The organism is Paenibacillus sp. FSL H7-0357, from assembly GCF_000758525.1.
In the GTDB taxonomy this organism is placed as follows: Bacteria; Bacillota; Bacilli; order Paenibacillales; family Paenibacillaceae; genus Paenibacillus_AQ.
Genome location: NZ_CP009241.1, coordinates 1,613,888 through 1,638,803, shown reverse-complemented (window position 1 = coordinate 1,638,803; position 24,916 = coordinate 1,613,888). Strand labels below are relative to the sequence as shown.

The 24,916-nt window shown below is 48.8% G+C and carries 27 protein-coding genes; 4 read left to right on the top strand and 23 right to left on the bottom strand.

From position 1 onward, the window contains the following. Window positions 1–3: 3 nt before the first annotated feature. The 10 genes from phnW to H70357_RS35730 form a co-directional block, all read right to left on the bottom strand. Window positions 4–1,107 (bottom strand): 2-aminoethylphosphonate--pyruvate transaminase, encoded by a 1,104-nt coding sequence (gene phnW, locus H70357_RS07335; protein WP_038587402.1) that lies wholly within the window; start codon window positions 1,105–1,107, stop codon window positions 4–6. Between the two features lie 11 nt (window positions 1,108–1,118). Next, complete coding sequence (locus H70357_RS07330; protein WP_038587400.1) at window positions 1,119–2,471, bottom strand: MATE family efflux transporter; 1,353 nt, start codon at window positions 2,469–2,471, stop codon at window positions 1,119–1,121. 8 nt (window positions 2,472–2,479) lie between these two features. Beyond that, window positions 2,480–3,436 (bottom strand): PHP domain-containing protein, encoded by a 957-nt coding sequence (locus tag H70357_RS07325; protein ID WP_038587398.1) that lies wholly within the window; start codon window positions 3,434–3,436, stop codon window positions 2,480–2,482. A gap of 2 nt (window positions 3,437–3,438) precedes the next feature. After that, window positions 3,439–4,416 (bottom strand): PHP domain-containing protein, encoded by a 978-nt coding sequence (locus tag H70357_RS07320; RefSeq protein ID WP_038587396.1) that lies wholly within the window; start codon window positions 4,414–4,416, stop codon window positions 3,439–3,441. Window positions 4,417–4,794: 378 nt separating this feature from the next. Further along, window positions 4,795–6,207 carry an ADP-ribosylglycohydrolase family protein gene (locus H70357_RS07315; protein ID WP_038587394.1) on the bottom strand — a complete coding sequence of 471 codons (1,413 nt, stop codon included), beginning with the start codon at window positions 6,205–6,207 and terminating at the stop codon, window positions 4,795–4,797. A gap of 83 nt (window positions 6,208–6,290) precedes the next feature. After that, window positions 6,291–7,157 (bottom strand): AraC family transcriptional regulator, encoded by an 867-nt coding sequence (locus H70357_RS07310; RefSeq protein ID WP_038587392.1) that lies wholly within the window; start codon window positions 7,155–7,157, stop codon window positions 6,291–6,293. Window positions 7,158–7,804: 647 nt separating this feature from the next. Next, entirely contained in the window at window positions 7,805–8,311 is a 507-nt protein-coding gene (locus H70357_RS07300; protein ID WP_038587388.1) for a chloramphenicol phosphotransferase CPT family protein, read from the bottom strand. Window positions 8,312–8,329: 18 nt separating this feature from the next. Further along, on the bottom strand, window positions 8,330–9,088 hold the full coding sequence (locus H70357_RS07295; RefSeq protein ID WP_038587386.1) for a class I SAM-dependent methyltransferase: 759 nt from the start codon (window positions 9,086–9,088) through the stop codon (window positions 8,330–8,332). Window positions 9,089–9,162: 74 nt separating this feature from the next. Continuing rightward, window positions 9,163–9,981 carry a PP2C family serine/threonine-protein phosphatase gene (locus H70357_RS07290; RefSeq protein WP_038587384.1) on the bottom strand — a complete coding sequence of 273 codons (819 nt, stop codon included), beginning with the start codon at window positions 9,979–9,981 and terminating at the stop codon, window positions 9,163–9,165. 53 nt (window positions 9,982–10,034) lie between these two features. After that, window positions 10,035–10,202 (bottom strand): hypothetical protein, encoded by a 168-nt coding sequence (locus tag H70357_RS35730; protein ID WP_156130826.1) that lies wholly within the window; start codon window positions 10,200–10,202, stop codon window positions 10,035–10,037. A gap of 133 nt (window positions 10,203–10,335) precedes the next feature. Between H70357_RS35730 and H70357_RS07285 the strand changes: the two genes are divergently transcribed. Further along, a complete protein-coding gene (locus H70357_RS07285) occupies window positions 10,336–10,971 on the top strand; it encodes a CPBP family intramembrane glutamic endopeptidase (protein ID WP_052091873.1) in 636 nt (211 codons plus the stop codon). 67 nt (window positions 10,972–11,038) lie between these two features. Here H70357_RS07285 and H70357_RS07280 read toward each other — a convergent pair whose 3' ends face one another. After that, window positions 11,039–11,668, bottom strand: coding sequence for a YfbR-like 5'-deoxynucleotidase (locus H70357_RS07280; RefSeq protein WP_038587382.1), 630 nt, complete (start codon window positions 11,666–11,668; stop codon window positions 11,039–11,041). Window positions 11,669–12,042: 374 nt separating this feature from the next. On the opposite strand from H70357_RS07280, the gene H70357_RS07275 reads away from it, so the two are divergent. Further along, a complete protein-coding gene (locus H70357_RS07275; RefSeq protein WP_038587380.1) occupies window positions 12,043–12,261 on the top strand; it encodes a PspC domain-containing protein in 219 nt (72 codons plus the stop codon). A 60-nt stretch (window positions 12,262–12,321) separates the two neighbouring features. Next, window positions 12,322–13,008, top strand: a complete 687-nt coding sequence (locus H70357_RS07270) for a PspA/IM30 family protein (protein ID WP_038587379.1) — start codon at window positions 12,322–12,324, stop codon at window positions 13,006–13,008. A gap of 323 nt (window positions 13,009–13,331) precedes the next feature. Here the strand turns inward: H70357_RS07270 and H70357_RS07265 are convergent, their stop codons facing one another. The 11 genes from H70357_RS07265 to H70357_RS07215 form a co-directional block, all read right to left on the bottom strand. Continuing rightward, window positions 13,332–14,669 carry an LLM class flavin-dependent oxidoreductase gene (locus H70357_RS07265; protein WP_038587378.1) on the bottom strand — a complete coding sequence of 446 codons (1,338 nt, stop codon included), beginning with the start codon at window positions 14,667–14,669 and terminating at the stop codon, window positions 13,332–13,334. Between the two features lie 18 nt (window positions 14,670–14,687). Continuing rightward, on the bottom strand, window positions 14,688–15,167 hold the full coding sequence (locus H70357_RS07260) for a DinB family protein (RefSeq protein WP_038587377.1): 480 nt from the start codon (window positions 15,165–15,167) through the stop codon (window positions 14,688–14,690). Beyond that, entirely contained in the window at window positions 15,167–16,342 is a 1,176-nt protein-coding gene (solA, locus tag H70357_RS07255) for an N-methyl-L-tryptophan oxidase (RefSeq protein WP_081965716.1), read from the bottom strand. Before solA ends, H70357_RS07260 begins: the two co-directional genes overlap by 1 nt. Beyond that, the gene (locus H70357_RS07250; RefSeq protein ID WP_038587376.1) at window positions 16,339–17,520 is read right to left on the bottom strand and encodes an amidohydrolase; all 1,182 of its coding nucleotides are present in this window, start codon (window positions 17,518–17,520) and stop codon (window positions 16,339–16,341) included. Before H70357_RS07250 ends, solA begins: the two co-directional genes overlap by 4 nt. 48 nt (window positions 17,521–17,568) lie before the next feature. Further along, entirely contained in the window at window positions 17,569–18,585 is a 1,017-nt protein-coding gene (locus H70357_RS07245) for an LLM class flavin-dependent oxidoreductase (protein ID WP_038587374.1), read from the bottom strand. Between the two features lie 11 nt (window positions 18,586–18,596). After that, entirely contained in the window at window positions 18,597–19,349 is a 753-nt protein-coding gene (locus H70357_RS07240) for an amino acid ABC transporter ATP-binding protein (protein WP_038587372.1), read from the bottom strand. Then, entirely contained in the window at window positions 19,346–20,056 is a 711-nt protein-coding gene (locus tag H70357_RS07235; RefSeq protein ID WP_038587370.1) for an amino acid ABC transporter permease, read from the bottom strand. The genes H70357_RS07240 and H70357_RS07235 overlap by 4 nt, the downstream gene beginning before the upstream one ends. Next, the gene (locus H70357_RS07230; RefSeq protein WP_038587368.1) at window positions 20,056–20,838 is read right to left on the bottom strand and encodes an amino acid ABC transporter permease; all 783 of its coding nucleotides are present in this window, start codon (window positions 20,836–20,838) and stop codon (window positions 20,056–20,058) included. The genes H70357_RS07235 and H70357_RS07230 overlap by 1 nt, the downstream gene beginning before the upstream one ends. A 33-nt stretch (window positions 20,839–20,871) precedes the next feature. After that, the gene (locus H70357_RS07225) at window positions 20,872–21,768 is read right to left on the bottom strand and encodes a transporter substrate-binding domain-containing protein (protein WP_038587366.1); all 897 of its coding nucleotides are present in this window, start codon (window positions 21,766–21,768) and stop codon (window positions 20,872–20,874) included. Between the two features lie 4 nt (window positions 21,769–21,772). Next, window positions 21,773–22,288, bottom strand: a complete 516-nt coding sequence (locus H70357_RS07220) for a GNAT family N-acetyltransferase (protein WP_038587364.1) — start codon at window positions 22,286–22,288, stop codon at window positions 21,773–21,775. 123 nt (window positions 22,289–22,411) lie between these two features. Beyond that, complete coding sequence (locus H70357_RS07215) at window positions 22,412–23,305, bottom strand: LysR family transcriptional regulator (RefSeq protein ID WP_038587362.1); 894 nt, start codon at window positions 23,303–23,305, stop codon at window positions 22,412–22,414. Window positions 23,306–23,596: 291 nt separating this feature from the next. On the opposite strand from H70357_RS07215, the gene H70357_RS07210 reads away from it, so the two are divergent. Then, window positions 23,597–24,163 carry a GNAT family N-acetyltransferase gene (locus H70357_RS07210; RefSeq protein WP_038587360.1) on the top strand — a complete coding sequence of 189 codons (567 nt, stop codon included), beginning with the start codon at window positions 23,597–23,599 and terminating at the stop codon, window positions 24,161–24,163. On the opposite strand, the gene H70357_RS36515 is transcribed toward H70357_RS07210, so the two are convergent. Next, entirely contained in the window at window positions 24,105–24,776 is a 672-nt protein-coding gene (locus H70357_RS36515; RefSeq protein ID WP_038598856.1) for a vWA domain-containing protein, read from the bottom strand. The genes H70357_RS07210 and H70357_RS36515 overlap by 59 nt on opposite strands. Window positions 24,777–24,916: the final 140 nt, after the last annotated feature.

The following is a 24,916-nucleotide window of genomic DNA, read 5'->3' as shown; positions in this document are numbered from 1 at the left end:
CATTCATTCCCCATTGTTTGTCGCATAGGACAATATTGCCGCACACAAACCCACCATATCTTCTAGATGCACATCGCCAATTGAACCGATCCGGAATACTTGTACGTCGCTTAATTTACCTGGATAGATTACATACCCTCGCTCTTTCAGAAAGAGATACATAGACTCAAAGCTGAAATGCTCAAAGTCCGGATACCTGAACGTAGTGATAATCGGCGACTGCAGCGCTTCGGGAAGGTATGTTTTAAATCCCGCACTTTCCATTAAATGAACTAATATTTGTTGATTCTCAAGATATCTGACATAACGCCGCTCGACTCCGCCTTCTGCCTCTAATTCAAGCAAGGCCTGAGAGAAGGCCCGTACCACATGCGTCGGAGAGGTGAACCGCCACTTCCCCTCCTCCTGCTCCATCACTTGCCATTGATCATACAGATCTAATGATAATGACCTTGCATTGTGCTTACACTTTGCCAATTCATCCTTGTTACAGAGAACAAAGCTGAAGCCAGGTACGCCTTGAATACATTTATTCGAGCTGCTGACTAAGTAATCAATGCCCCACTCCTCAACTTCTACCGGTATCCCTCCAAAGCTGCTCATGGCATCAACAATAGCTATTTTCCCGTGTCCCTTAATCGTCTGTACCAGCTGTTCGAGCGGATTAAGAATGCCTGTCGTTGTCTCACAATGTACGAACGCAACATGGGTTATCGCTGGATCTCGCTTCATCAAGGTATCCACTTGCTCTACATCAATAATTTGGCTCGGGGCGAATTCTAAAGTTCGGTAACCAATTCCGAGTATCCCTGCAATTTGTTCAATCCGTTTGCCATACGCTCCATTAGCCAGAATAAGGAGTTTGCCATCCTGGGGAATAACCGTTCCAATGGTTGCTTCGATTCCGAAGGTTCCACTTCCTTGCATTAACACTGACGTATAACGGGCTTCCGATGCTCTGCCTATATGAAGCAGCTTGCTCCGAATCAACTGAACGATATGTTTATAACTGTCGTCCCAGGTACACCAATCCTTCAGCATCACTGCTTTGACGGAAGGTGTTGTGGATAACGGTCCCGGTGTTAATAATAAATAGTGGTCTCCCATCGTAGTACCTCCTACATATTTCGAACAAGATTTCTTGCCCATTTATTTGATCTGTATCTGAAATAGCCAAAACCTGCCTTCGCAACTTCCTCGAATACGAACAGCATATACACGATCTCGACGGGCAGGTGAAAGACATACACCCCAACAAACACTAACGGAAGAGCAATAAGCCAGGTCGTGACTAAAACTAGCTTCATTGTGTACAGATTATCGCCGCCCGCTCTGAACATGCCGACAATCCACAGGTTATTTAAGAAGAACATGATCATCACTACAGCTTGAATGACCATCACATGCCGGAAGGAGGTTCGCACCTCAATGCTAATGTTGGGGAATAGATGTACAATGTACGGATTTAGCAGCAGTATAAGAGCTCCAACGACTATACCCGAATAGAGGGCAATCCGCGTGAATTTACGGGCATAGATAAGGTATTCACCCGATTCGACTTGACTTAACTTCTCGCCAATCATGACTCTGGCTGCGTAGGCAAATCCGAAAATTCCCATCATGAAATATCGGTTAAATGTGAGCGCTAATTGGTAAGTTGCTAGAGCTGCCACTCCTAAATGACCAAAGGCTACCGCATATAACATATTGCCAACCGACCACATCCCTTCATGGAACAAGAGCGGCAGTGTGGTTATGTATATTTTTCGGGTGAAATCCCAGCGGATAGAAAGAATTTCTTTCAGCGTGACATTGAAATAATATTTGTTCCAATAGACGTAACCTAATAGAATAACCGCGCTGAGCATAGAGGAGATTAAGGTTGACCAGGCTGCTCCAACAATACCGTACACAGGAAAACCAAGCTTCCCGTAAATAAGCGCATAGTCCAGTAAAATATTGACGAACATAGCCATAATCCCAACAATCAGAGTCAGCTTCACCTTACCTATCGAACCCAATGCGTTGCTAAAAACATCTTTGATAGAATTAATTAAGAAAACGAATACGATCACAGATAAATATTGAACGCCATATGCGATTGCCGATTCATCCTGGATAAAAAGTGAGATTAACGGCGCTTTAAACATAGAAACTAGAATAAATACAACTAATGAAAGGAGGATGCTTGAGATCAGCATAAGAGCAAATGCTTTTTTAACTTTCACAAAGTCTTTTACTCCATAAAATTGTGTAATGTAAGCTGAAATACCATAAATCGCTGCAAGAAGCATTCCAAGAATAAAGCTGATTTGACCCACAGCAGCCGTTATGGCAATCGCCGTATCCCCTAATCCTCCGACCATTAATGTATTGATCAAAGAAAATGAATTCCCGAGTAGCATTTGAAGTACGGAGGGGATGACTAACCTCTTCATGTCTTTACGAAATTGCATATCAGAACCGTTCATCTCTGCCCCTATTGCAGTTCATCCGGAAAAATTGGATTTGACCATGCAATATTCCCTTCGAAATCAATGCATTCCACGCGAATATACTGCTCTGTACCCTCTACCTTGAACTCGCCACTGGTAATGGGAGAAGCATCTTTGTTATATAACGCACGCCCATTACTGGGATGTGTAATAAACTTAATGAATTTTACCGGTGAGCATTTGATTTGCAAGAAGCCATTCTCTACCCGCAGATCCAAAATTTCCGGCCCCTGTGAAGAGTAGAACTGTCCGCTCTTTAGCGCCGTGATCAACGTTTGCTGCTCCAGCTTGTCCGCATCGACCGAAATCCATCCACCGAAAAATTCCGATATTACCTCGTCTATACGCCCACCATGGGCATCATCGGCAGCCACGCCGAACACTTTACGCCCGTTCTTCAGTAAATAATCCCAATGGCGAACGCCGTACCCGACAGCTTCGTCGATTTCGGACTGGTGATTATAAATTTCTACCGCAAAATAGTTCTCTAGCTTCAGCAAATCCTCAGCGCGGTTTCTGGACCATTCCGGATGATTCATAATAATTAAATTCCCTTTATGCCTCATCTCTTCTATCAGGGCCTGGATCGTATCCAAGCTTTTATATTCCGGCTTCGCATGTTCTTCGTCGTGCTGGAATCCATATTCTGAGCCTAGCGATTTATCGAAAAGCCCGTGTATATGGTATTGCTGGCCCGTTTCTTTCCTGCTCATTTCACATGCCATTTCATAACCATCCAGCATGATGAATTTGTCGTCGTCATAGCTATCGGATTTGAAATAAATTTCATGATCGCTTAAACACATGAAGTCATAACCCTTATTCTTATAAGCTTCGATTACAACCTCAGGAGCATATTGACCATCGCTGCGAGTTGAATGGGTATGGAGATTCCCTTTGAATTTGCGCTTACTTTCATCTAAATAGATTTTTGACTTCATAGCTATTCTCCTCCCTGCAGCAAATCGGATACAAATACAGGGTTGGACCATGCCACCTTCCCTGAGAAGTCAATACATTCCACGCGAATATATTGCATATCCTTATCGACCTCCATGGACGCTTGGGTCAATAGCTCACCGCTCTCAAAATCCCCTAAAAAAGCTCCTCTTTGGGGGAAAGATTTAAACATAATAAATTTACAGGGAGAGCACTCGATCATGAGTTTACCGTCCACCACTCGCAGATCGTAAATTTCCGGACCGCTGCTGGAATAAAATTCACCTTGTTTCAGGCTTTTCACAAGATCCACTGGGTTCAGCGCTGTCGATTGCACATGTACCCAGCCTCCTCCGTATTCAGGAATTCTCCAATTTGGATCATGTTCGTGAGAATCATCCGCAGCAATACCGAAAACTCGTTTGCCATTCTGCAGCGCATGATCCCAATAAGCTGCACCATAAGAGCTTGTAGTCGACCACTCCGTAGCATGGTTGTAAATCTCTATCGCAAAAAATCCATCATATTTAACCATGTCTTCAAATCGGGTCAAGTGCCATTCCGGATGGTTGAAGATAACCAAATTCCCGTGCGCCCGCATTTCGTCAATGAGCAGTTGGGGCGAGTGGTCCCCTACCCATGGAATCGGCACCGGGAACTGCTCTAAATGTTCGAATCTTTCCAGCTCTGAATCTGCGGTAGGATCATTTAACACACCGAAATGGTAGCCTGGATTTTTATCTGCAACCTGGTTTAATCCCCCTCGTTCCATCCCTGGGAGAGTGACGAAATCAACCGTATTGAATTCTTCCGTTCTGGCATAAATATCGTGGTCGGTAATCGAAATGAAATGATAGCCCTTGGTTTTAAAAGCTTCTACTACTTGTACTGCAGGTAAACTGCCATCCGACCAAGTGGTATGAAGATGCAGGTTGCCTTTATATTTAGTCTTTTCCCGGTCTAAATAAACTCTATTAATCATAACTTGCCCTCCTAATAATTTACGTTGTTTTCATGTGTTTTCATTTTGTTTTCTGTTGTTATTTTGATCATACAACCTGGAGTAAGAGCCTTTCAAGCCATTCGCTTATAATTAACAGTGGGCTAACAAAATTCATCATCCGTTAATAAAATTGCAGCTTACGGACATCAAAAACGGACATAAAAATAGAAACGGAAGAGTTCTTTTATAGACGTCTCCCGTTTCTCAGAGCAATAAATATTATATTTTCAATCATACTCTGCTTTTGTTAGTCCAATATTATGCGTAATCATAAATACAGCAAGCAGCCATACCTTTGTACAAACTAAAGAAACCTAAAAGGTTGCTAGACCTTTAAGGTTTCCATGTTATTCTTTATTAGCAACAGGAATCTGGATTCAGCTTCTTAAACACCTCAAAGCTCCGGGCCGCACATTCAGAAATCGGGATGGGGTGGAACCCATTGATTTCTGCATACAGGATATCATTTAATGGTGCAGTCCATGAGCTAGGAATTGCCTCTGCTCCTAACATAGCGCCCATAATAGAGCCGACTGTGGCCCCGTTGCAATCTGTATCCCAGCCACCCAGAACCGCTGTGGTAATGGCTTTTTCGAAGTCCCCTTGACCGAAGATCAGTGAAGCCGCCACCAAAGCCGCATTGTTGTTGGTATGAACCGGATTATAGTGCTTGAAGGCTTCCCATATCCGGTTAACCAACTCCACTTGATCCTTCGTGCTACGTGCAATCGCAACGGCTTCCCTAACATCCTTCGCCAATCTGCTGGCAGCAGGAATCTCGCTTAAGCCGATTTCGACGATCCGCTCAGGATCGCGTTCCGAGAATGCAGCAGCAATCATGGCGGCTACGAACATTTCTCCATATATGCCGTTCTTTACATGCGAGAAAGAAGCATCACGCCATGCCAGTTCAGCCGCTAGCTCCGGTTTGCCGGCTGCGCCATAGGCTAATCCGTCTGCCCGGATCTGGGCGCCGATCCATTCGCGATAAGGATTCAGATAGGTACGGACCCAATCCTTCTGTTCTTCCCAGTCTGAATTCCGGGCATTCCCTTCATTTTTCAATAAATTGTTAAGATGTGAGGTTACCTGAGCAAAGTTTAAATACGCCTGCGTTTCAGCTGTACATACCTGAGAATAAGACAAAACTCTATGCCATAACAGACCCACATCCCAAGAATCCCACTCCAGCCCTTTTTCTTCCAGCATAATGAGGCCAAGGACCGTATACCGGATATCATCGTCGCTCTCCATGAAGCGGATGTTTTCACGCAGGCTCTTAGGGGAGACATTAGCAATGTTCAGGCCAACTTCCTTTTGTGCACGGGATTGGGCAGGTACGTAAGTCGTTATTGGCCATGCGTCTGCACCTTGGAACCAAAGCTGAACATTCTTCCAGCCTGGATTGCCGAAGCTGCCGGCCATATATTCCCACTGCTCAAGGGGTTTGCCAAGTGCACAGCCAACACTGCGTCCAAGCCATGCTCCATAAAATTTGTCCCGCCAGACTGACTCGGAATGTTGCGGATGAAGCACTCTCGGCCCTTCCGGACGTTCTTTACGGATTTCATCCAATTCAGACGGCTCGGCAAACGGGAAATCGGGTCTAACCGGTAGCCTCATCAATTGCTCATATATTGCCATTAATTGTTCACGATCATTGCCTGCCGTCTCAATCTTTTCAATAAAGCCCTCTGTATTGCAGCCTTCATCTCTGCGCTGAATAACCTCTTCTTTCACCAAGCGCTGTAAACTATCCCATCCTGCCATGATCCGCACCCCAAACTTTGTATTTTATATTCATTATAGAACCTGTTTGGAGGAGAGGCTTCTCAATAACTATAGGGAAATTCTCAAATATTGCGAAATGTTTGATATTGCTGCCGGTATTCAATTGGAGAAAGCCCAATGATTGATCCAAATAAACGGTAGAACGTCGATACACTTTGAAACCCACTTGAGAAGCATACTTCGGTGACATCCAGGCTGGTATTCACGAGTAAACGCTTCGCCTCGTTGAGTCGGACCTGCAGGAGGCAATCCTTGAAATGGCGCCCGGTTGCTTCTAGAAATACGTGGCTTGCACGTGAGGGGCTGACTCCCAGATATTTAGCAACCTCCTGAAGGGTTAAAGCTTCCGTGTAATGTTCCTTAATGTAATCCATCAGTTTCCGGTACTCCCTGATCGTACGTGTCAGCTTCTGCCAATCCTTCTGTTGCAGTGGGATTGAGCGATTCCGAAGCAGGAGGGTACATATATGCAGCAGTGTTGCTTTTACCATGCTGGAGTACCCCTCTTGTTTATCGACAAGCTCGGATCGGACCCGTTCGATGAGTTGTCTTAATTCAATGGCTAGGGGTTCGCTGTGTGGAATCCGGTTCTGATAGAGTCCGTTAGAATAACAGAAAGGAATCAGGAGCCTCTCGTCCTCTGTAAGCAACAACCCTGGATCGAAATTCAGAAAGATATATGTACTTGGGTCCTCTTCATCAGACCAGGCAATATGCAGCTCCGAATGGTTAACTATGAATACATCACCAACCTGAACAGGGTACGTGTTTTCTCCGAAATGAAACCATCCCTTTCCCGAAATACAACAGCCGATCTCTAGACTGGAATGGTAATGCAGGGGCTGCATGAATGTGTTCGGTGACCAAACAAAAGCATTAACGGGTATTTCATGCTCATACTGTATGTTTAATTGCTCTCCTTCGCTCATGCATTCACCCTCCTATCGTCCAATATTCATAGAGTAGCATAAGCGGTGTAAATTGGGATATAACGTGTTACTCCATGAACAAAGGCGTAAGGAAAAAGGAGAGAAAAGTTGTAGCAAAACAAATAAGCAGCAAAAGCTGCAATTTTTTTTGTAAGAGGTGGTGTGCAAAAAACAGATAAACTACGATGCACAATAAAAAAAGGATAGTATTAAAAAGTAAAGAATCATAGTGAGTTACTGTGAATAAGCTACCGCCGCCAATAGAAAAGATTATCCCTATAACTAAAAACCACATCCACACTCCAACTGCAGCGCTTAAAGCAATAAATAGAAAACTCATTATCATTTTGTACTCCTTCGACCCGGTAAAATTATATTCCCATTCCATCCATCCGCTGACCGAAATATCAGGATTAAATTGTAAATGCACCCTTCAAAAATCATTATCGGAATATTTTATTAGTACATGTAGGTTTCTTTTGTTTTAAATGAAATCGTTGATACCCCTCCTTAAGATTGGTTGGCACGACGCCCCGCACCTATCTTTTGAAGAGCAAAATTCCGCCGCATGCAAAGAGGGCTCAAGCTTATCCGCTTGAGCCCTTTACGTGTTATTTACGGTTTCATGAATAGCTTTGCCATAGGTACTATTCTAGTTCTGCTTGCATCTGCTGAAGGATTTTCTCCACACAACCTTCCAAACCATCCCTAAACGTATCGACCTTCAGGTCATACACCTCTTCCATATGGACAAACTCCAGCTGCTCTTTGGCTTGCCCGATTCTGCGGTCTCCTCTTTCCTTTTCCCTGCGCTCAAGCTCATCTAGCGGGCAAAACACACCCACAGACATCACCGGATATCCGGACAGGCTTTTTTGCCAGTCCTCTCTTGTAAAGGCGTCATGGATCACATGATCCACGATAAGATTAACCCCGGTATCCGCGAACATCGCAATCGTCCGGTGGAAATAATACTCTGTTGCAACAGGAATTAGCCGATTATTGTCCCGGTCCTCCATCTGTTCGATGACAAGGTCGAAACTATCTAGACTATAATGGAAATAATCCGGCAGTTTGTTTAATAATGCCTTGGCTACCGTTGTCTTGCCGGAGCTTGAAACTCCATTTAATAAAATGATATTCCCCTTTTTCATGCTTAACTCCTCCGGTAATTAATTGCTTTTCTTAGCGATAATATGTGTAAATATGGCTATATCCCTGTATGGACTGTGATTGCCGATTTCAAGCTCCAGCCGCATAGTCTGGTTATGCCATTCTTCAGTCTGCTTAAGCTCATTATCAGCGATATATCCGTACAGATTATGTATTCCAAAATGACCTTCAATCTCATAACCCGCTTCGTTGAGCCATTCCACTAACTGAGAGTAAGGATATACTGTGATATCCGTTTGAATAATTCCGCTATACTCCCGGCTGCTGCCTATACTTGCAAGCGCATCTTCAGGATCTTTATTAAAAATAGCCTTTTTCATTACCTTCGCCACCGGATTATGAGCGATCAGTGACAAGTAGCCATTTGTGGCTTGACAGTTGCTGATCTGCTGGATAAAAGGCTGTGGATTCTCCGTATATTCAAAAATGTTATGGCAAAAGATCCAATCGTATTTCCCCAAACTCCCGGATGCCTCTTCAAAAGAATTCTCCAAATAAGACACTTCCGGTCCAGCCTTTTTGGCGAGCTCGATCATCTCATGGGCAGGCTCTACCGCAGTTACCCGATGCCCTTTCCTGCTGTACTCATTACTGGAAATACCGAAGCCGCAGCCGATGTCCAATATAGCCTGTGCTTGCTCACCTAAGAACCGGTCTATTTGATCCCAAGCCGTCTGATAAAATAATCGGCCCCAAGGCATTTGCGTATAATGCCAATAGGAATCCAATGCCGCTGCAAAAGCACCCGCCTTACTCATCGCTTATCCCTCTTTTCAACTTAGATAATGTTACTTAACATCATTGGTGTTGCGGATCAAGTCTCCAACAGTATTCACTGGTCACTTGGCGTCGTTGCTGTCCTCTTATTATCGAAGCTCCAGGCAATGACAGTTGCACTGTCACGGCCTTTTTCCTGATGTACCTCCATTAGCGCAGCACCGATGCACTCCTTCATATCCCTTGCCGAATAGAAAGCATCAAACAGCTTTTGCGGATTTGCATAGGACTGTGCCCCATATTCCAGAAGACCGTCAGTCGTCATGACGAGCACTTGATGTCCTTCTCTCAGTTCTCTGACTCCAGTTGAATAGCAGGGAACAGGCTGGGCAAAGGTGTTGGCATACCCGATCCATTCATAATAATTCCGCTGGTTCAATAAGAATTGCCCCCGGGCAGCGAGGTCCGGATGAAGCAGGTAGAGTGAGTTGTCACCGACAGACAGCCACCATATGTAATTCTCTTTGCGGGCGCAGAGCAGGCATGCCGTTTCACCGGTCACTTCCCTGCATCTGTTAATGAAGGCTTCCGAGGTAAAGAGGGATAATAGATACTCCTGTAAAGTATCAAAAGCGTGTGATATGGGCTGTGATAGATGTCCGGTAATTTCACTGGCTACACTGTCAATGGTGCTAACCAGCAGCTCTGCACTTTCTGCCGTTTTATGGGCATCCAGCAACATAATGAACTCCCAGCTTCCGTCCGGGTCAAGCAATACAAAGAGGCCGTCTTCGTTTTTGTCCGCACCTGCTGCAGTATTTCCGCCATAACAGCCGATAGCCATATTACCAAAATTCATTATCGCTGGATCGTCAAGGTACATTGCGTGACTGCCTACCCAGCTAAACTTAATCTTATCCCGTTCCATTTTCATCTCTATCTCCTATCTATTCACTTTAATACCTCTCTACAATGGACCAGACAATCTTATCGTCCGGGGCATTTTTGGGATTCAGCTGCTTTAGTGCTTTTATCCACAAAACTTGGATTCTTCTTGTACACATCCCACTGCACATCCGCGATATTCTCGCTTACAGCGATTCCATTGATCGTCAGTGAAGACAAGTCCGTAGATTCAACACCGAACGCAGCCACCTGATCTCTTCAGCCCCGTTTTTTCATATACCCACACGCTTTCTTCATGTTATATTTGTCATATCTATCCAATCCGTAAAGCAAGAAAATCAAATTAACTATGCTGTAATCCGCCGGGAGGACTGAAGTGCAAATGCTGTGGTCTTTGTTCATCGCGATTCTATTATCGTTTTCGTTCAGGATTGTTCAAAAAGTAATTGGGCTTATCTATAAGCAGCATCTACGGTTCTCTGTCTATTATTGGGGAATTATGGTTATCATTGCAAGCTTATTAATAAAAAACACTTATGTCTACAGCTTCCCGAAGAATCTGTCTACGGTGCTGCCTTTATTCCTTATCATTCTGATTGTCAATTGCCTCATCTCGAGATCCTCCGGCTATTCTCCCTCAGGCAGGTTTGACCGGTTCAACTTCGTGATTATCTATCCCGTGCTCGAAGAGATTGCCTTCCGAGGGCTGGCTCTGCCCGTTCTCACCCGTCATCACAGCCTCGGCCAAATTCATCATACGCCTGTAATCGAACTCAGCTTCGCTGTCGTAATCACAGCTGCGCTCTTTGCAGTCTCCCATTTACAATATTATAAGCTGAACAGCCAGAGCATCAGATTTATGATATTCGCATTTGCCGGCGGGCTGTTCTTTGGGCTGATCGCCCAGGTAACAGAGTCTATTGCGCTCACTGTCCCACTGCATATCGCTTTCAACGGTTCAGCGGCCTTTTATGCGTATTTGATCGCCAAGAAACAATCCAACTCTATGTTTAGCTGATCTCTGCTGCCCAGTTTCGCTCTTCATTTATTTCTATGTATACAAAAAAAAAGCCCCCGGCCCTAAACTACAGAGCCAGTGCCTCTTCCGTGATCCGTTTGATATCGATGGAGGACAGTGTTTCCTCATTGACCATATCCGGCAAAATCTCAGCCAGGAAATATTCCACGCATTTCAGGTCTATGTTCTTGATTTTGATCAGAGCATTGCGGTACATAACCACAAACTCCTTTTCCGTATTACCTCTTTGCAGTTCGGCGAATGCCTCGTAGACCTGATCCATCTTGTCGGCTACCTCCAGAATCAGCCCCTCCAGCGATTCATCCTTGCCTTCACGCAATTGATGAAAGAAGATGCTTTTGAAATCCTCGGGAATATGCTCTTCAATGAAATTGTGGACCATGCCTTCCTCGACCTGCTGGATTAAAGAACGCAGCTGCAGCGAGGAATGTTTGACCGGTGTTTTGATATCGCCGATAAAAATTTCACCGTAATCGTGGCTGCTCGTAATCTCGTATAGCTTCTTCCAGTCAATAACTGCACCATGCTTTTCTTCGATATCTGCCAAGGTTTTGGCGTACTGCACGACCTTCCAGGAATGGGCCGCTACACTGTGCTCCTCGAATTTAAATTTCCCCGGACAGCGGATGATCCGTTCCAGTTCGTTCAGAGAGCGGAAATATTTATGAATACCCATGGGGCCAGTCCTCCCTTATCTTCATCATATGATCCGGCTGTTTACAATCTCTTAAGCTATCGGAGGAATAGAGATAATAACAGTATAGGTCCCCATTGTTAAATGCGGATAAAGCAGTTGACTTCTTATGTTAAAAGAGAGAAAGGCGTTCTCCCGGCACAACATATTACAAATGGCAGAAGGCCTTCCTTTCCCCGTTGTACTGTTCATCCCCGCCTTACTGCGGAACCTTTCCCCGCCTCAGGTCTGGATTGAAAAACAGTCTTCAGGCCGTTTTGCCGAACTTCATATAGCCTTACAATAAGTACATAGACACCGGATATTAAAAAAAGATTCATTCTGGTAAATCCCAATGGAGAGGACGCGATTCAACCATGACAAAACTATTCCGTTCCGAAAGAGACAAAAAGCTTACCGGCTTATGCGGAGGATTGGCCCGTACACTGAACATTGACGCCACACTTATTAGACTGCTTGTTGCGGTCACTGCCGTCTTCAGCTTCGGCACCGTTGCTCTCATTTATATAGTGGCCAGCCTCATTGTCCCTAAAGAGCCTATTACCAGCTTCACGGATGACTACCATTCTTTTTAATCAATTTAAATTAAACCATTGAAACCATTAAATTCATCCAAACCTAAAGGAGAAATGAACATGAGCATATTCCAAAGAATCACCACCCTGACGAAGGCAGCAATTCACGAAGGTCTGAATAAACTGGAGGATCCGATTCTGCTAACTGGACAATATTTGCGGGAACTCGATGATAAAATTACAGGCGCTGAAAATAAACAACGCGAATTCAAGGCAGCTGCCAATGTGCTGGAGCGTCGCATCTCCGAATATCAAATCCTTGCGGAACGCAGTGAAGCGGATGCGGTCAAAGCAATGAGCGAAGGAAATGAGCCTGCAGCCAGAGCCGCTGTAATGGCTAAGCTGCGCTACCTGGAAAGCGAAGCAGAATGCACGGCAGGTCTGGAAGAAACCCGGCAGACTCTGGCTGCCCTGGAAGTCAGCATCCAAAGTGCCAAAGCAGAGCATGAGCGCCTGAAAGCCAAAAGAACCGAGCTGGCTGCCCGTGCGCGTAAAGCGGAGGAACTGGCGAGACAGCAGGCTCAGAACAGCGGTCACCCTGCTTATCCCGGAACCCGGGGCCATGTTATCAACGCCGGTACAGCATCACGCGGTTTCGAACGGATGGAAGACAAAATCAGCGAGTGGGAAGCACTTGCGGAAACCTCCGCACACCTATCTGCTGAAGCAGCAGATTCCCCGGTTAACAGTGCAGTAGAAGCCGAGCTGGAACGGCTCCGCAGCAAAAAAACGGACAGCAGCAAGTAACTAAAATACACAAAAAGGATACTTCCCTTTCAAGGGAGAGTATCCTTTTTTGTGTACTATATAGATTGAACTCAAGGTTATAGAGTACAGGATCAGTCGCAACTACGGTGAATATTTGGACTTCCGGCCGCTGTTGTCTTCAAATTTCTTGATTTTAACCGCTATTAACGGTAGAAATCCGAAGACAAAGGCGGACGCTACCACTCCTCCAGTTCCAAAATCCCCCTCCGTTGCTCCTTTCCCTTATCTCAAGTTTTTAAGTTCAATCTCTATAATCAGGGGTATCAGGATTAAACTGCCTGTTAAACCAGCTGACCTTATCCTCAAATTCGTCCTGCGGGCTCCGTCGACTTGGAATAACGGTTCTCCGGTACCGGTATACCGAGATTTCCGCGCAGTGTATCGCTTTCGTATTCGTTACGGAACAGTCCCCGTTCCTGCAAAATCGGCACCACCCGGTCCACGAATTCCTCCAGGCCGCTCGGTACAGCGGCAGCTATCATAAAGCCGTCTGCCCCACCGGACTCAAACCAGTGCTGGATTTGATCCGCCACCTGCTCCGGTGTGCCAATAAAGCTGCTGCGCGGGGTAGCAGATTGCAGAGCGACCTGGCGCAGTGTCAAGCCTTGCTCTTTGGCATTTTTCTTTATTTTGTCCGTTCCGCTCTGGAAGCTGTTTCGGCCCAAATCGCCAAGCTCCGGAAACGGCTCATCCAGTGGATACTGCGAGAAATCATGATGCTCAAAGAATCTGCCCAGATAATTCAGCGCGTTCTCAATCGTCACGAGGCCGGCAACCTCCTGGTATTTGTGCTCCGCTTCCTCCGGGGTATCGCCAATGATAGGCGCAATGCCCGGGAAGATCAGCACCTCATCGGGATTCCGGCCGAACGAAGCAATCCGGGCCTTCACATCCCGGTAGAATGCCTGCGCTTCCTCCAGCGTGTCATGTCCGGTAAAGATGGCATCGGCCTCTTTCGAGGCGTAATTCTTTCCGACCTCTGAAGAACCTGCCTGGAATACAACCGGCTGTCCCTGCTTCGAGCGGGCAATATTCAGCGGTCCTTTTACAGAGAAGAATTCTCCTTGATGATCCAGCGTGTGCATCTTGTCCGGATCAAAAAAGACGCCGCTCTCCTTATCGCGTACAAACGCGTCATCCTCCCAGGAATCCCATAATCCGCGCGCCACCTCCAAATACTCTGCGGCGATGCGGTAGCGTTTGCCATGGTCAGGATGCTCTTTCTTGCTGTAATTCAGAGCGGAGCCTTCCAGCGGAGAAGTTACAACATTCCAGCCTGCCCGTCCGCCGCTGATCACATCCAGAGATCCGAACTGGCGGGCCACGGTAAAGGGCTCACTGTAGGAGGTGGACAAGGTGCCTACCAGGCCTATTTTGCTGCTGACGGCAGCCAAGGCGCTGAGAATGGTCAATGGCTCGAACCGGTTCAGGAAATGGGGAATGGATTTCTCATTAATATATAAACCGTCCGCTATAAAGATCAGGTCCAGCTTGCCTTCCTCGGCCTTTTGTACCCACTTCTTGTATAGCTCAAAGTTCACACTCGCATCCGGCTGGGCTTCAGGATGACGCCACATCGAGGTGCTTCCTCCTACCCCGTGCAGCAGCGCCCCCAGTTTCAGTTGTCTTGGCTTGGTCATATCCATTCCTCCTCTTAATTATTGAATATAAGAAGCTGCGCTAGCACTCTGCTTGATACGTTCGATCTGGCCAAGGTGGGTCTGTACATGTGCGGTAAACAAACGTACGATGTCCGTAATCCTGACCGTTTCCCCTTTGAAGTTAATGCCGCTTTTCTCCCAGTCTTCCGGGTTGAGCCGTCCGAGGAGTAGGCTGTTGTAGTGAAGCAGGCTGCGGAACAACTCCAGGCTGTCGCCGGCATTCCCGCTGTTGGCATACTGGCCGCTGACCCAGGCATCCTGATTAAAGACCGGCAGCTGCACTTCGGTACCCGCCAGAATATCGCGGATACGGAATGAAACCACTATGCTGTGATCGGCCAGATGAGCCAGCACCTCGGTTACACTCCAGCTGGCTGGCCCGGCCTTCCATTTTAATTGCTCCTCCGTCAAATCCTCCAGTGCCTGAACCAGCTGCTGATGCGTATTCAAATAATCCCTGATTTGCACATTGCCCATTAGATCCCCTCCAAAAGTTGTCCGGCTTGCGATTGACCCGGTGTCTCAAAGCGTGCTAACGAAAACGGCCGGATATTGTGGCGGGTTTGTCCGTCTGCCGCTAAGTCAGCCAGGATTTCCCCCACAACGCTGGAAAACTTGAAGCCATGCCCCGAGAACCCGCTGGCCAGAAGCACATTCGGATGAAGCGGATGACGGTCGATAATAAAATCCTCATCCGGTGTATGCTCATATTTGCAGACCGCCCCCTTCAGCAGCCGTCCGGCTGCGCCGGGCATATACGCCTCCAGCACACGGCGGAGATCCCCTTCGTCACTCTCTTCAGTGCCGAAAGGAGCCAGCTTCTCACCCGGCTTCCATTCCAAGCCCGTGTCATGCCGTCCGATCTTCAGGCCGGCTCCGCCAATACTGGGAAAGCCGTAATATCCGCCTTCCTCGGTGCCCAATGTAAATCCGGGGAAGTTTCCGCTGTCAAAGTCAGGCGCACTCTGAAACCAGCCGACAACCTTGCGGATCGCCTTAATCGGCAGTGTGATGAATGGCGACAGCGCGCCAAACCAGGCCCCGGCACTCAGAATGGCCGCCCCTCCATGAATCTCCCCATTCTTCGTGTGGACCGTGACACTTCCTTCGCGCGCAGTCACATGAAGTACTGCTGTATTCGTCAGCAGCTCTGCACCATGAGCCAATGCCAGCCCGCGGTAAGCGGCGATGCATCTCTCACTGTAGAGATATCCGGCATCCGGCTCATACATGGCTTCGAACGAATCCGGGAGGTTCAAGGCAGGCCACCTCCGGCGGATTTCCTGTGCATCCAGCTGCTCTACTCGTACCTTCTGCTTCCCGGCTTCCGCCAGCCGACCGCGGAAGGAGTATACTGCGCTGTCTGCCAGATTCAGGACTCCCGAAGGCACAAGCAGTTCGGTTCCGCTTTGCTGCTCCGCTTCTTTCCACAGCACATGGGCACGCAGGGCCAAGTCAGTATAGGTGGGGTCACCGCTGTAGGCATGCCTGATCAACCGCGGCTCTCCGTGATGGCTTCCTTCCGTATGCGGCGGATCGAAGGCATCGATCAGCAATGTCTTGATCCCCCGCCGGGCGAGATGATAACCGGCACTCATGCCCATTGAACCCGCCCCGACGATAATCACGTCATAAACAGAGTATTTCGTTATGTCACTGCACCTCCCTCCGAGGAGAACTGTTCCAAATAACGTACAGCCAGATTGCTGAAGAATGCGGCGCCTACCGGCAGTGCACGTTCATCGAGATTGAAGGAAGGATGATGCCACTCCCGGCTTCCGGCGGTGCCCATAAAGACGAACAATCCGGGAACCACCCGCTGATAAAAGGCGAAATCTTCGCCAGCCGGTGAAGGCACCGGCTTCACGGAGGTGTAGCCGAGCTCCTCTGCCATCTGCTCTCCAAGCCGTGCAAGCGCGGCATCATTGACTACCGGCGGCGGACCTTCGATCCAGCGAACAGCCGCTTCTGCTCCTAAAGCAGCGGCTACACCGGTCGCCACCTGGCTGAATCGCTCAAGCACCTCACCGCGCACCTGTTCATTGAAGGTGCGAATCGTACCTTCCAGCACTGCTGACTCCGGGATAATATTCCATGAGTTCCCGCTGTGAAGTTGCGTCACACTGATCACTGCACTGTGCAATGCGCTGACATTGCGGCTGACGATAGACTGGAGTGCAGTCACCACATGTGAAGCTGTCACGATAGGGTCGACTCCGGCCTCCGGCACAGCAGCATGTGATCCTGCTCCTTTAATCTCAACCACAAAACCATCCGCAGCAGCCATCAACGGGCCGCTTGTAATGCCGATGGTTCCGACCGCCAGATCCGGCTTATTGTGCATTCCAATCACTGCACGGACATCTTTCAGCACCCCGCTGGCTATCAGCTGCTGCGCCCCCTTCGCCTTCTCCTCCGCAGGCTGGAACAGCAGGCGTACGGTTCCCTTCAATTCCTTCTCCCGTTGTTTAAGCTGATAAGCAGCGCCGATCAGTGCCGCGGTATGAAAATCATGTCCGCAGGCGTGCATTTTACCGGGATGTTGTGAGGCATAGGGTAATCCGGTTTCCTCCTGAATCGGCAAGGCATCAATATCGGCACGCAGGGCGATTACCGGCCCCTCTTGCAGTCCGCCGATCTCCGCGACAACGCCGGTCTTTAGCCCATAATCCAGGGTAGTTACTCCGGCCTGCTCCAGCAGGGCAGTAATATATTTCGTGGTTTCATACTCTTCGTTGGACAGCTCCGGGTAACGGTGCAAATGGCGCCGGATCCCGGTTATGATTTCATAGAACGCCTCCGCGCTGGGCTCGACGGTTTTGCTAGTCATGAAAGCCCTCCTTCCCTTCGATAATGTTTATCGGACTAGCCCTTCTTGTCAGGCCTCCGCAGGCACTTCAGCCAGTGCTTCATGCAGCAGTTCAAAGGAACGGACCCGCTTATCGAAGGGCTGCACATTGGTCGTGATGATAAACTCGTCGACGCCTGATGCTGAGGACAACGCCAGCAGTTGTTGCCGCACGCTGGCTTTTGTCCCCTTTGTAATTTCCGGCTCCCGCTCTTCTATGGTGTAATCTTCCGTACTCTGCCGGGTAAATTCCTCCGCCTGCTCCCGGGTAGCAACCGTCAGTGTCTTGCCGCTGGCCAGATTAATCCGGATCAGCTTATGCGCTCCGGCTAGTTCTTTGGCCTCCTCCTCGGTTTCGGCAGCCAGGACAGACAGCGCAATAATTGCCCGGGGTTCTTTTCCCGGCGAAGTCTCGAAGTTGTTGCGGTAAGTCTCGATCGCTTCCAACGCTATCGCCTGATCCCCATTGATGAATAAAGAGAATACGTACGGCAACCCCAGTCCGGCAGCGATTTCCGCACTGGCTACACTCGCACCAAGCACATAAATTTCGGGAGGTGTCCCTGGAATCGGGCCTGCTTTCAGCCCCGCCAGCGGATGGTCTTCCTCCAGCCGGTTATGTACATACTTTTCGAGTTCGATAATCTTGTCCGTCAGGCTGGAGGGTTCAAAGCTGCCCTGCTGCAGTGCCTGTGTGCTCCTCGGCAGTCCCCCGGGAGCACGGCCAACCCCCAGATCCACCCGCCCCGGTGCAAGCGAGGCCAGCACGTTAAAGTTCTCCGCTACCTTATAAGGGCTGTAATGCTGAAGCATAATACCGCCGGAGCCGATCCGGATACGTTCCGTCTTGGCGAGCAGATGAGAAATCAACACCTCCGGGGATGAACCCGCTACCTGCCCGGAGTCGTGATGCTCCGAAACCCAGAAACGGCGGAATCCCAGCTGCTCGGATAATTGCGCCAGCTTAATCGTATGCAAGAAGGCTTCTTCCGGCGTTTCCCCCGGATAAATTGGACTTTGGTCGAGGACACTTATTGTAATCGCCATATTTTGGCCTCCTAAATGGAATAGTTCAGTTCCGGTGTAATCCGCTTCAGGAACTGCTTCGTTCTTTCTTCACGCGGATGATTGAATAACTGTGTCGGTGTCCCTTCCTCAACAATCACACCGCCATCCATGAACACTACGTGATTGGCGACATCGCGGGCAAAACCCATTTCATGCGTCACGACAATCATTGTGATGCCTTCCTTGGCAATTTTGCGGATGACGGCCAGCACCTCGCCCACCAGCTCCGGGTCCAGCGCCGACGTAGGCTCGTCGAACAGAATCACTTCCGGCTCCAGCGCCAGGGCGCGGGCAATGCCTACCCGCTGCTGCTGCCCGCCCGACAGCTGGCTTGGATACGCGTCCAGCTTGGCTCCAAGCCCCACCTTCTCCAGCAAAGCGATACTCCGTTTTTTCGCTTCCTCCTTCGGAAGCTTTTTGACGATAAGCAGCCCTTCCATCACGTTTTCCAGCGCGGTTTTATGCCGGAAAAGATTATACTGCTGGAAGACCATCGCCGTTTTTTGCCGCAGCTGATGAATCTCTTTTTTGCGTGCATGCCTGCAGTTCACTTTGAAATCGCCGATGGCAATCTCCCCGTCACTGGGCTTCTCCAGGTAGTTCACGCAGCGCAGTAGGGTAGTTTTGCCTGAGCCGCTGGGGCCGAGAATGACAACAACCTCGCCTTTGGTGACGGTTAAATCAATATTGTTCAGCACCTGATTCCGGCCAAACGACTTCGAAATACGCTCCAGCTTGATCATGCCACTCCACCTCGATTGTAAAGATTGATCCGTTTCTCGATCAGGGACGTCAGCCGCTCGATCAGGAATGTAAGCCCCCAGAAGATCAGCGCCGCCGCAAGGTACGCCTCAAAGAACTTCCAGTTCGTCGAAGCCACAATCTGCGCCTTAGCGTTGATATCCACTACGGATACGGTAAAAGCAAGCGTTGACCCATGCAGCATACCAATAACGGAATTGGACAGATTGGGCAGACTTGCCGCCAGCGCCTGGGGAAAGACAATCCGCCGCAAGGCCTGAGGGGTGGTCATGCCTATGGAATGTGCAGCTTCCAGCTGGCCCCGGTCCACGGCAAGCAGACCGGAACGGACGACCTCGGACATATAAGCACCAGCTGTAATTGAGAACGAAATATAGGCAAAACCGATCATCGGAACCGACACCGACCTGAACCCCCAGCCAAAGTGGGCGGCCAGTCCGTCAATAAGGACAGGAAGTCCGAAATAAATCAGCAGCAGATGCGTCAGCATCGGAGTACCCCGGATAAAGGTGACATACCCGACCGCCAGCGGATACAGGACAGGCACTCTGTAAATCCGGATCAATGCGACACAAATGCCGATAAGAAAGCCCACTGACACGGAGACAACTGTTATATATAAGGTGGTAGGAATAGCGCTCAAGATTTGCAGGAACGCCGTCCAGATAAATGATGGATCCAGTTTCATTATCCTGCGCCTCCTTTACCCGATCCCATTTCCGCAATAATGCGCCGGTAGGACCAATTTTTGTGGACTCTAAACGATTTTTTCTCAGGGGTGCTCCGCTTCTCATGCCGCAGCAGCCGGTGCTCCGCCACAAGCAGCAGCTTCTCAATCGTATAGCTGATGACCAGATAGATCAGGGCAAGGGCAATGTAGGTTTCGATAAAATGCTGTGTCAAGCTGCCAAGCGTCTGTGCTTTGCCCGTCATTTCCATCACACCGAGCGTGAAGGCCAGCGATGTATCTTTCAGCAGCGCAATCACCAGATTGGAGAATACCGGAATCGCGATGCCAAGCGCCTGCGGCAATACGATCCGCGTAAAAGCCTGGAACCCTGTCATTCCCGTAGCATAGGCAGCCTCCACCTGCCCCTTATCCACCGCCATCACAGAAGCCCGGATCATTTCGGACATGTATGCCCCCGTGTGCAGGCCGTAGGTTAGAATCACAAAGACAAGCACCGGCGTCCGGGTCATATCCACATGAACCAGTTTTAGAATTTCAGGCAGCCCGTAATAGAACAGGAAGAGCTGGATCAGAATCGGCGTTCCCCGGAAAAAAGAAATATAGATTTCGGAGCAGGTTTTCAACACCGGCACTTTGTACAGGCGGGGCAGAGCTACGAGAAAACCGACTATAATTCCTGCCAGCAGCGAGCAGGCGACAATCAGCAGTGTGGTGTTTAACGTCCCCAGCAGCTTAGGCAAAAATGAAAATACATAGCTGATATCAAATGGTTCGCCCATAAACTCCCTCCCTTCCCACACTCACAGGCTTAATCATTGAACCGAATTCGCTGTAACATCCGCACCCAGCCATTCCGTGCTCAGCTTGCCCAGTGTACCGTCTGTCTTAAGCTCCTTGATCGCACCGTCAATCGCATCCGACAGCTTCTGCGAATCAGCATCATCCTTGCGCAGCACATAGAGAATGTCTGCCGACGACAGCTCGTCGCCCGTTGCCTTCAGCTTGCTCTGCGGATCAATGATCGGCAGTACAAAATCGGCAGCCAGCGTGGCGTCTACACGGCCGGAGCTGATCTGGGCAGCTGTATCGTTAGCCGTACCGTTTTGGTACACAATATTAATCGCATTGTCATGCTCTTTATTGTAGTTCTCAAGAATTTGCGCCTGTGCACTGGTTGCACCCGTCAGCACCTTTTTGCCTTTCAGATCATCCAGCGAATGGATCGACTCATTGTCCTTAGCCACCACAATGCGGTTTCTCCAGTGGGCGTAAGCTTCTTTGTTAAAAGAATACTTCAGCTCCCGCTCCGGATTTTTTTCCATAACATGGGCGACCAGGTCGATTTTTTTGGTTTCCAGACTCAGCAGCAGGTTGCTGAAATCCATCGTCTGCAGTTCGAATTCATATTCCGGCAGGCGATTGTCAATTTCTTTAATCAGCTCCACATCAAACCCGGTCAGCTTGCCGTTCTCGTCGATGTAGCAGACTTTTGGAAAACCTGTGCCTGTGCCCACGATGATCTTCGTTACCTTAGCCGGCTCTGCCGAAGCATTACCCCCTTGCGCATTAGCAGGTGCTGCTGTTTCTGCCACATTCCCGCTCTTGCTGCTGTCCGTGTTGCCACCGCCTGCACTGTTGCTGTTATTTCCGCAGCCGGCAATCGCCAGCGTGAGTATTGATGCAAATACCAGTGAGATTGACTTCTTCATGTTTCTATCCCCTTTGAATGAAATGTGGTTTGTTTATAAGTGTCTTTTTCAGCAGATACATGATGCCGTCGCCATTTTGCGGGTCAAGCTCCAGGAACCGTTCATAACCCCGCCGCTCATACATCTCAACCAGCCACGGATGTTTTTTCGCCGTTGCCAGAGTGACTTCAGGCGAGCCCAATTGTCCGAGAATAATATGCTCCTCTACCCAATCCAGCAGCTTTCCGCCGTAGCCCTTGTTGCTGTATTCCGGACTCACGGCGAACCATTTGATAAAAGGCAGCGGGCTGAACTTCTTGACCTCTTCTTCTTTTGACAAAGTGATTGTCGCAATAATCGTTCCGCTGACCTCAAGCACATAACACTCATTGATTGAAATATTGTCTTCAATCATCGCCAGATCGGCGTTTGCCGCCGGCCAATGCAGCCCCAGTTCACGAATCAGCTGATAGGCACGATATGTAATATCCAGTAATTGCTCCGCATCCTTCTGTTCTGCCAGCCGGTATACTTCACCCATCGCATGCCCTCCAACCTTTCGGATTTTAATTTTATAATCCCTATCGAATTAGTCGTGATTATGATTATGCAATTAACTTTATCACCGCAGGTATCCATGTGCTAATAGAGTTTTTTAATACATCTATACAAGAAGTCGATCGCCGGCTTTACCTATGCTAAGTTCCAGCAGGGTTTCGATAAACTCCGCATTTTCCCCGTTCAGGGAAATCAGGCTGGTCCGCAGCGAAATCCCTTCCGTCTCCGCGATATCTACCCGGATCAGCGTCCCTGCCGCCACTTCCTCCTGCACACTGAGTGCCGGTAGAAAGCAAATCCCCGCTTGTTTCAGCACCAGCTTCTTGGCCGTCTCCAGGTTATCCACCTGATATTCAATATTCGGCGGCTGCTCCATACTCTCAAATACACGGTGCAGCCGCATCCAGTCCAAAGAGCCGCATTCAAAGAAAACCAGCGTCTCCTGACGGATATCCTGTATTGAGGCACGGCCTCCCTTGGCCAGGCGATGCCCCTTGTGCACATAGAGCGAAATAGGATCCTCGCAGAATGGAAAAGCCTGAATCGCCGGATTTACGACTTTACGGATAAAAGCCAGATCGAGCTCCTTCGACTTCAGCTTGCTGATCAGCACTTCCGTAGACGCTGTCGTCAGCTTGATCGTGATATGCGGATACCTGCGCTTCAGATGAAGCAGCAGATGGGGCATCAAATAATTGGACACCGAGACAGTGCTGCCGATTCTCAGCTCATTCGGAATATGTCCTTTCGATTGTATTTGATGCTTGCCGGTTTGATAGACCTGGAGAATCTGCTGGGCATAGGGGAGGAACTGCTTGCCTTTATCGGTGAGATTAATCTGCTTGCCCAGCCGGTCAAATACCCGGCAATCCAGCTCTCGTTCGAGCGATTGTATGCGGGCGGTAACTGTCGGCTGCGAGATATACAGGACTTCGGCCGCTTTATTGAAGCTTCCATAATGGTTGATGTACACAAAGGCCTCAATATTTTCAATGTTCACACCTAGCCCCCCTTAGTCGGTTTTAATTTTACTATTCCGATGAATTAACAATGATTTATGGCGATGCGTTCTTATAGATTTTGTATATATCTTATTCACGGCATATTTTTTTGTCAACACATATTCCGTGTATTTCAGTCGGATTTCCATTAAATAAGTCACAAAGATGGATAGAACTTTTCTATTCATTTATCAGAATCATTAAATTCCTCTTATGTCTATGCGATTTATCAGTTATAATAACGTCACTCGCCTGATCTTTCCACCTGACTTATGTAAGGGAGGTATATCGTGAATATGTCAAAAGAGATCATTATTCGTGACGCTGCAGTTAATGAGCGCGAAGCCATCGCCGAAGTGCTGCTGTCCGCATACAGCCAATATTCTGCCGACATGCCTGAGCCGCAGTGGGAAGCGTACCGGAATTCAATCCTTGATTCCGTACACGGTGATGCCCCGTTCGCGCGCATCATCGCTGAAACCGGCCAGCAGATTGTCGGCAGCGCATTGTTGTTCACCTCCTCGGAAACGGCTTACGGCAAGCCGGAGCTTGGCATCCACTCCCCTGTACTGCGCCTGCTTGCCGTCTCCCCTGACGCACGCGGCCGCGGCGTTGCTGCACTCCTGATTCGGGAAGCCGCCCGGAGATCCCGTGAGTTGGGCGCCTCCACCCTGAACCTGCACACCTCGGATATGATGGTCTCGGCGATCAGGCTCTACGAACGGCTGGGCTTCAAACGGCATTTCGAGACCGATATTATGAACGGGAATACTCTGGTTAAAGGTTTCCGGCTGGATCTTACGCCCTCAGAATCCGTTTGTCCTTGGCCGCCTTCAGCCAGTGCGGAAATTCATTGAGCAGCCTGTCGTACAGCTCGTCATCCGATACCCGTTCAATCCGGTCCAAGTGAACAAAGTCCGCATTGTCCACGACTCTGCCGGTCATGTTGTCCAATCCTTCGAGCACTTCGAAATCCGAATTGCCGATCCCGACAAACTGCCAGAATATCGGCTGGACGGCTGCCTTCATAATCACCTTTTTGGTTAATTTCAAGACGCCTCCGTCATTGATAAATATGATAAATACCGGAGTAGAATCCTTATCTTCTTTGGTATACTTGCGGATCACATCCTCCATCACCGGAGGTTCATTGTTCCGCCCGAATTTATGAATCGAAGGATTTTTTAGAATATGTCTTTGTACATATTGTTCAAAGTCCCGTTCCGTAACCGGGGGCAGCCGGCTGAATTCGTTATCGTACACCCAGACATCCAGCGAGCCATTGTCGTCAAATTTGCAGGCAACGGCCAATATCCGTTCTACGACCTCCTGCACGATGCCGCGGGCATACAGATCTCTCATCGAGCCGCTGATATCCAGCACAACCCCAACCCGGGCCGTTACTCCGGTCAACTGCTTCTTTTCGAGTGTGAACTGAACTATCTTTTTGCGCAGATCAATGGTAGACAGGACAGAATTCTTTACAGGTTCCGGTGGTGTGGACGGCTCGGCTGGTGCTGGCGGCGGCGTTGGTGAAGGCGGTTCAAGCGGTGCCAGCACTTCAGCTGCAGCAGCAACCTCCGCAGAACCTACCTCTTCCACTTCAAGTC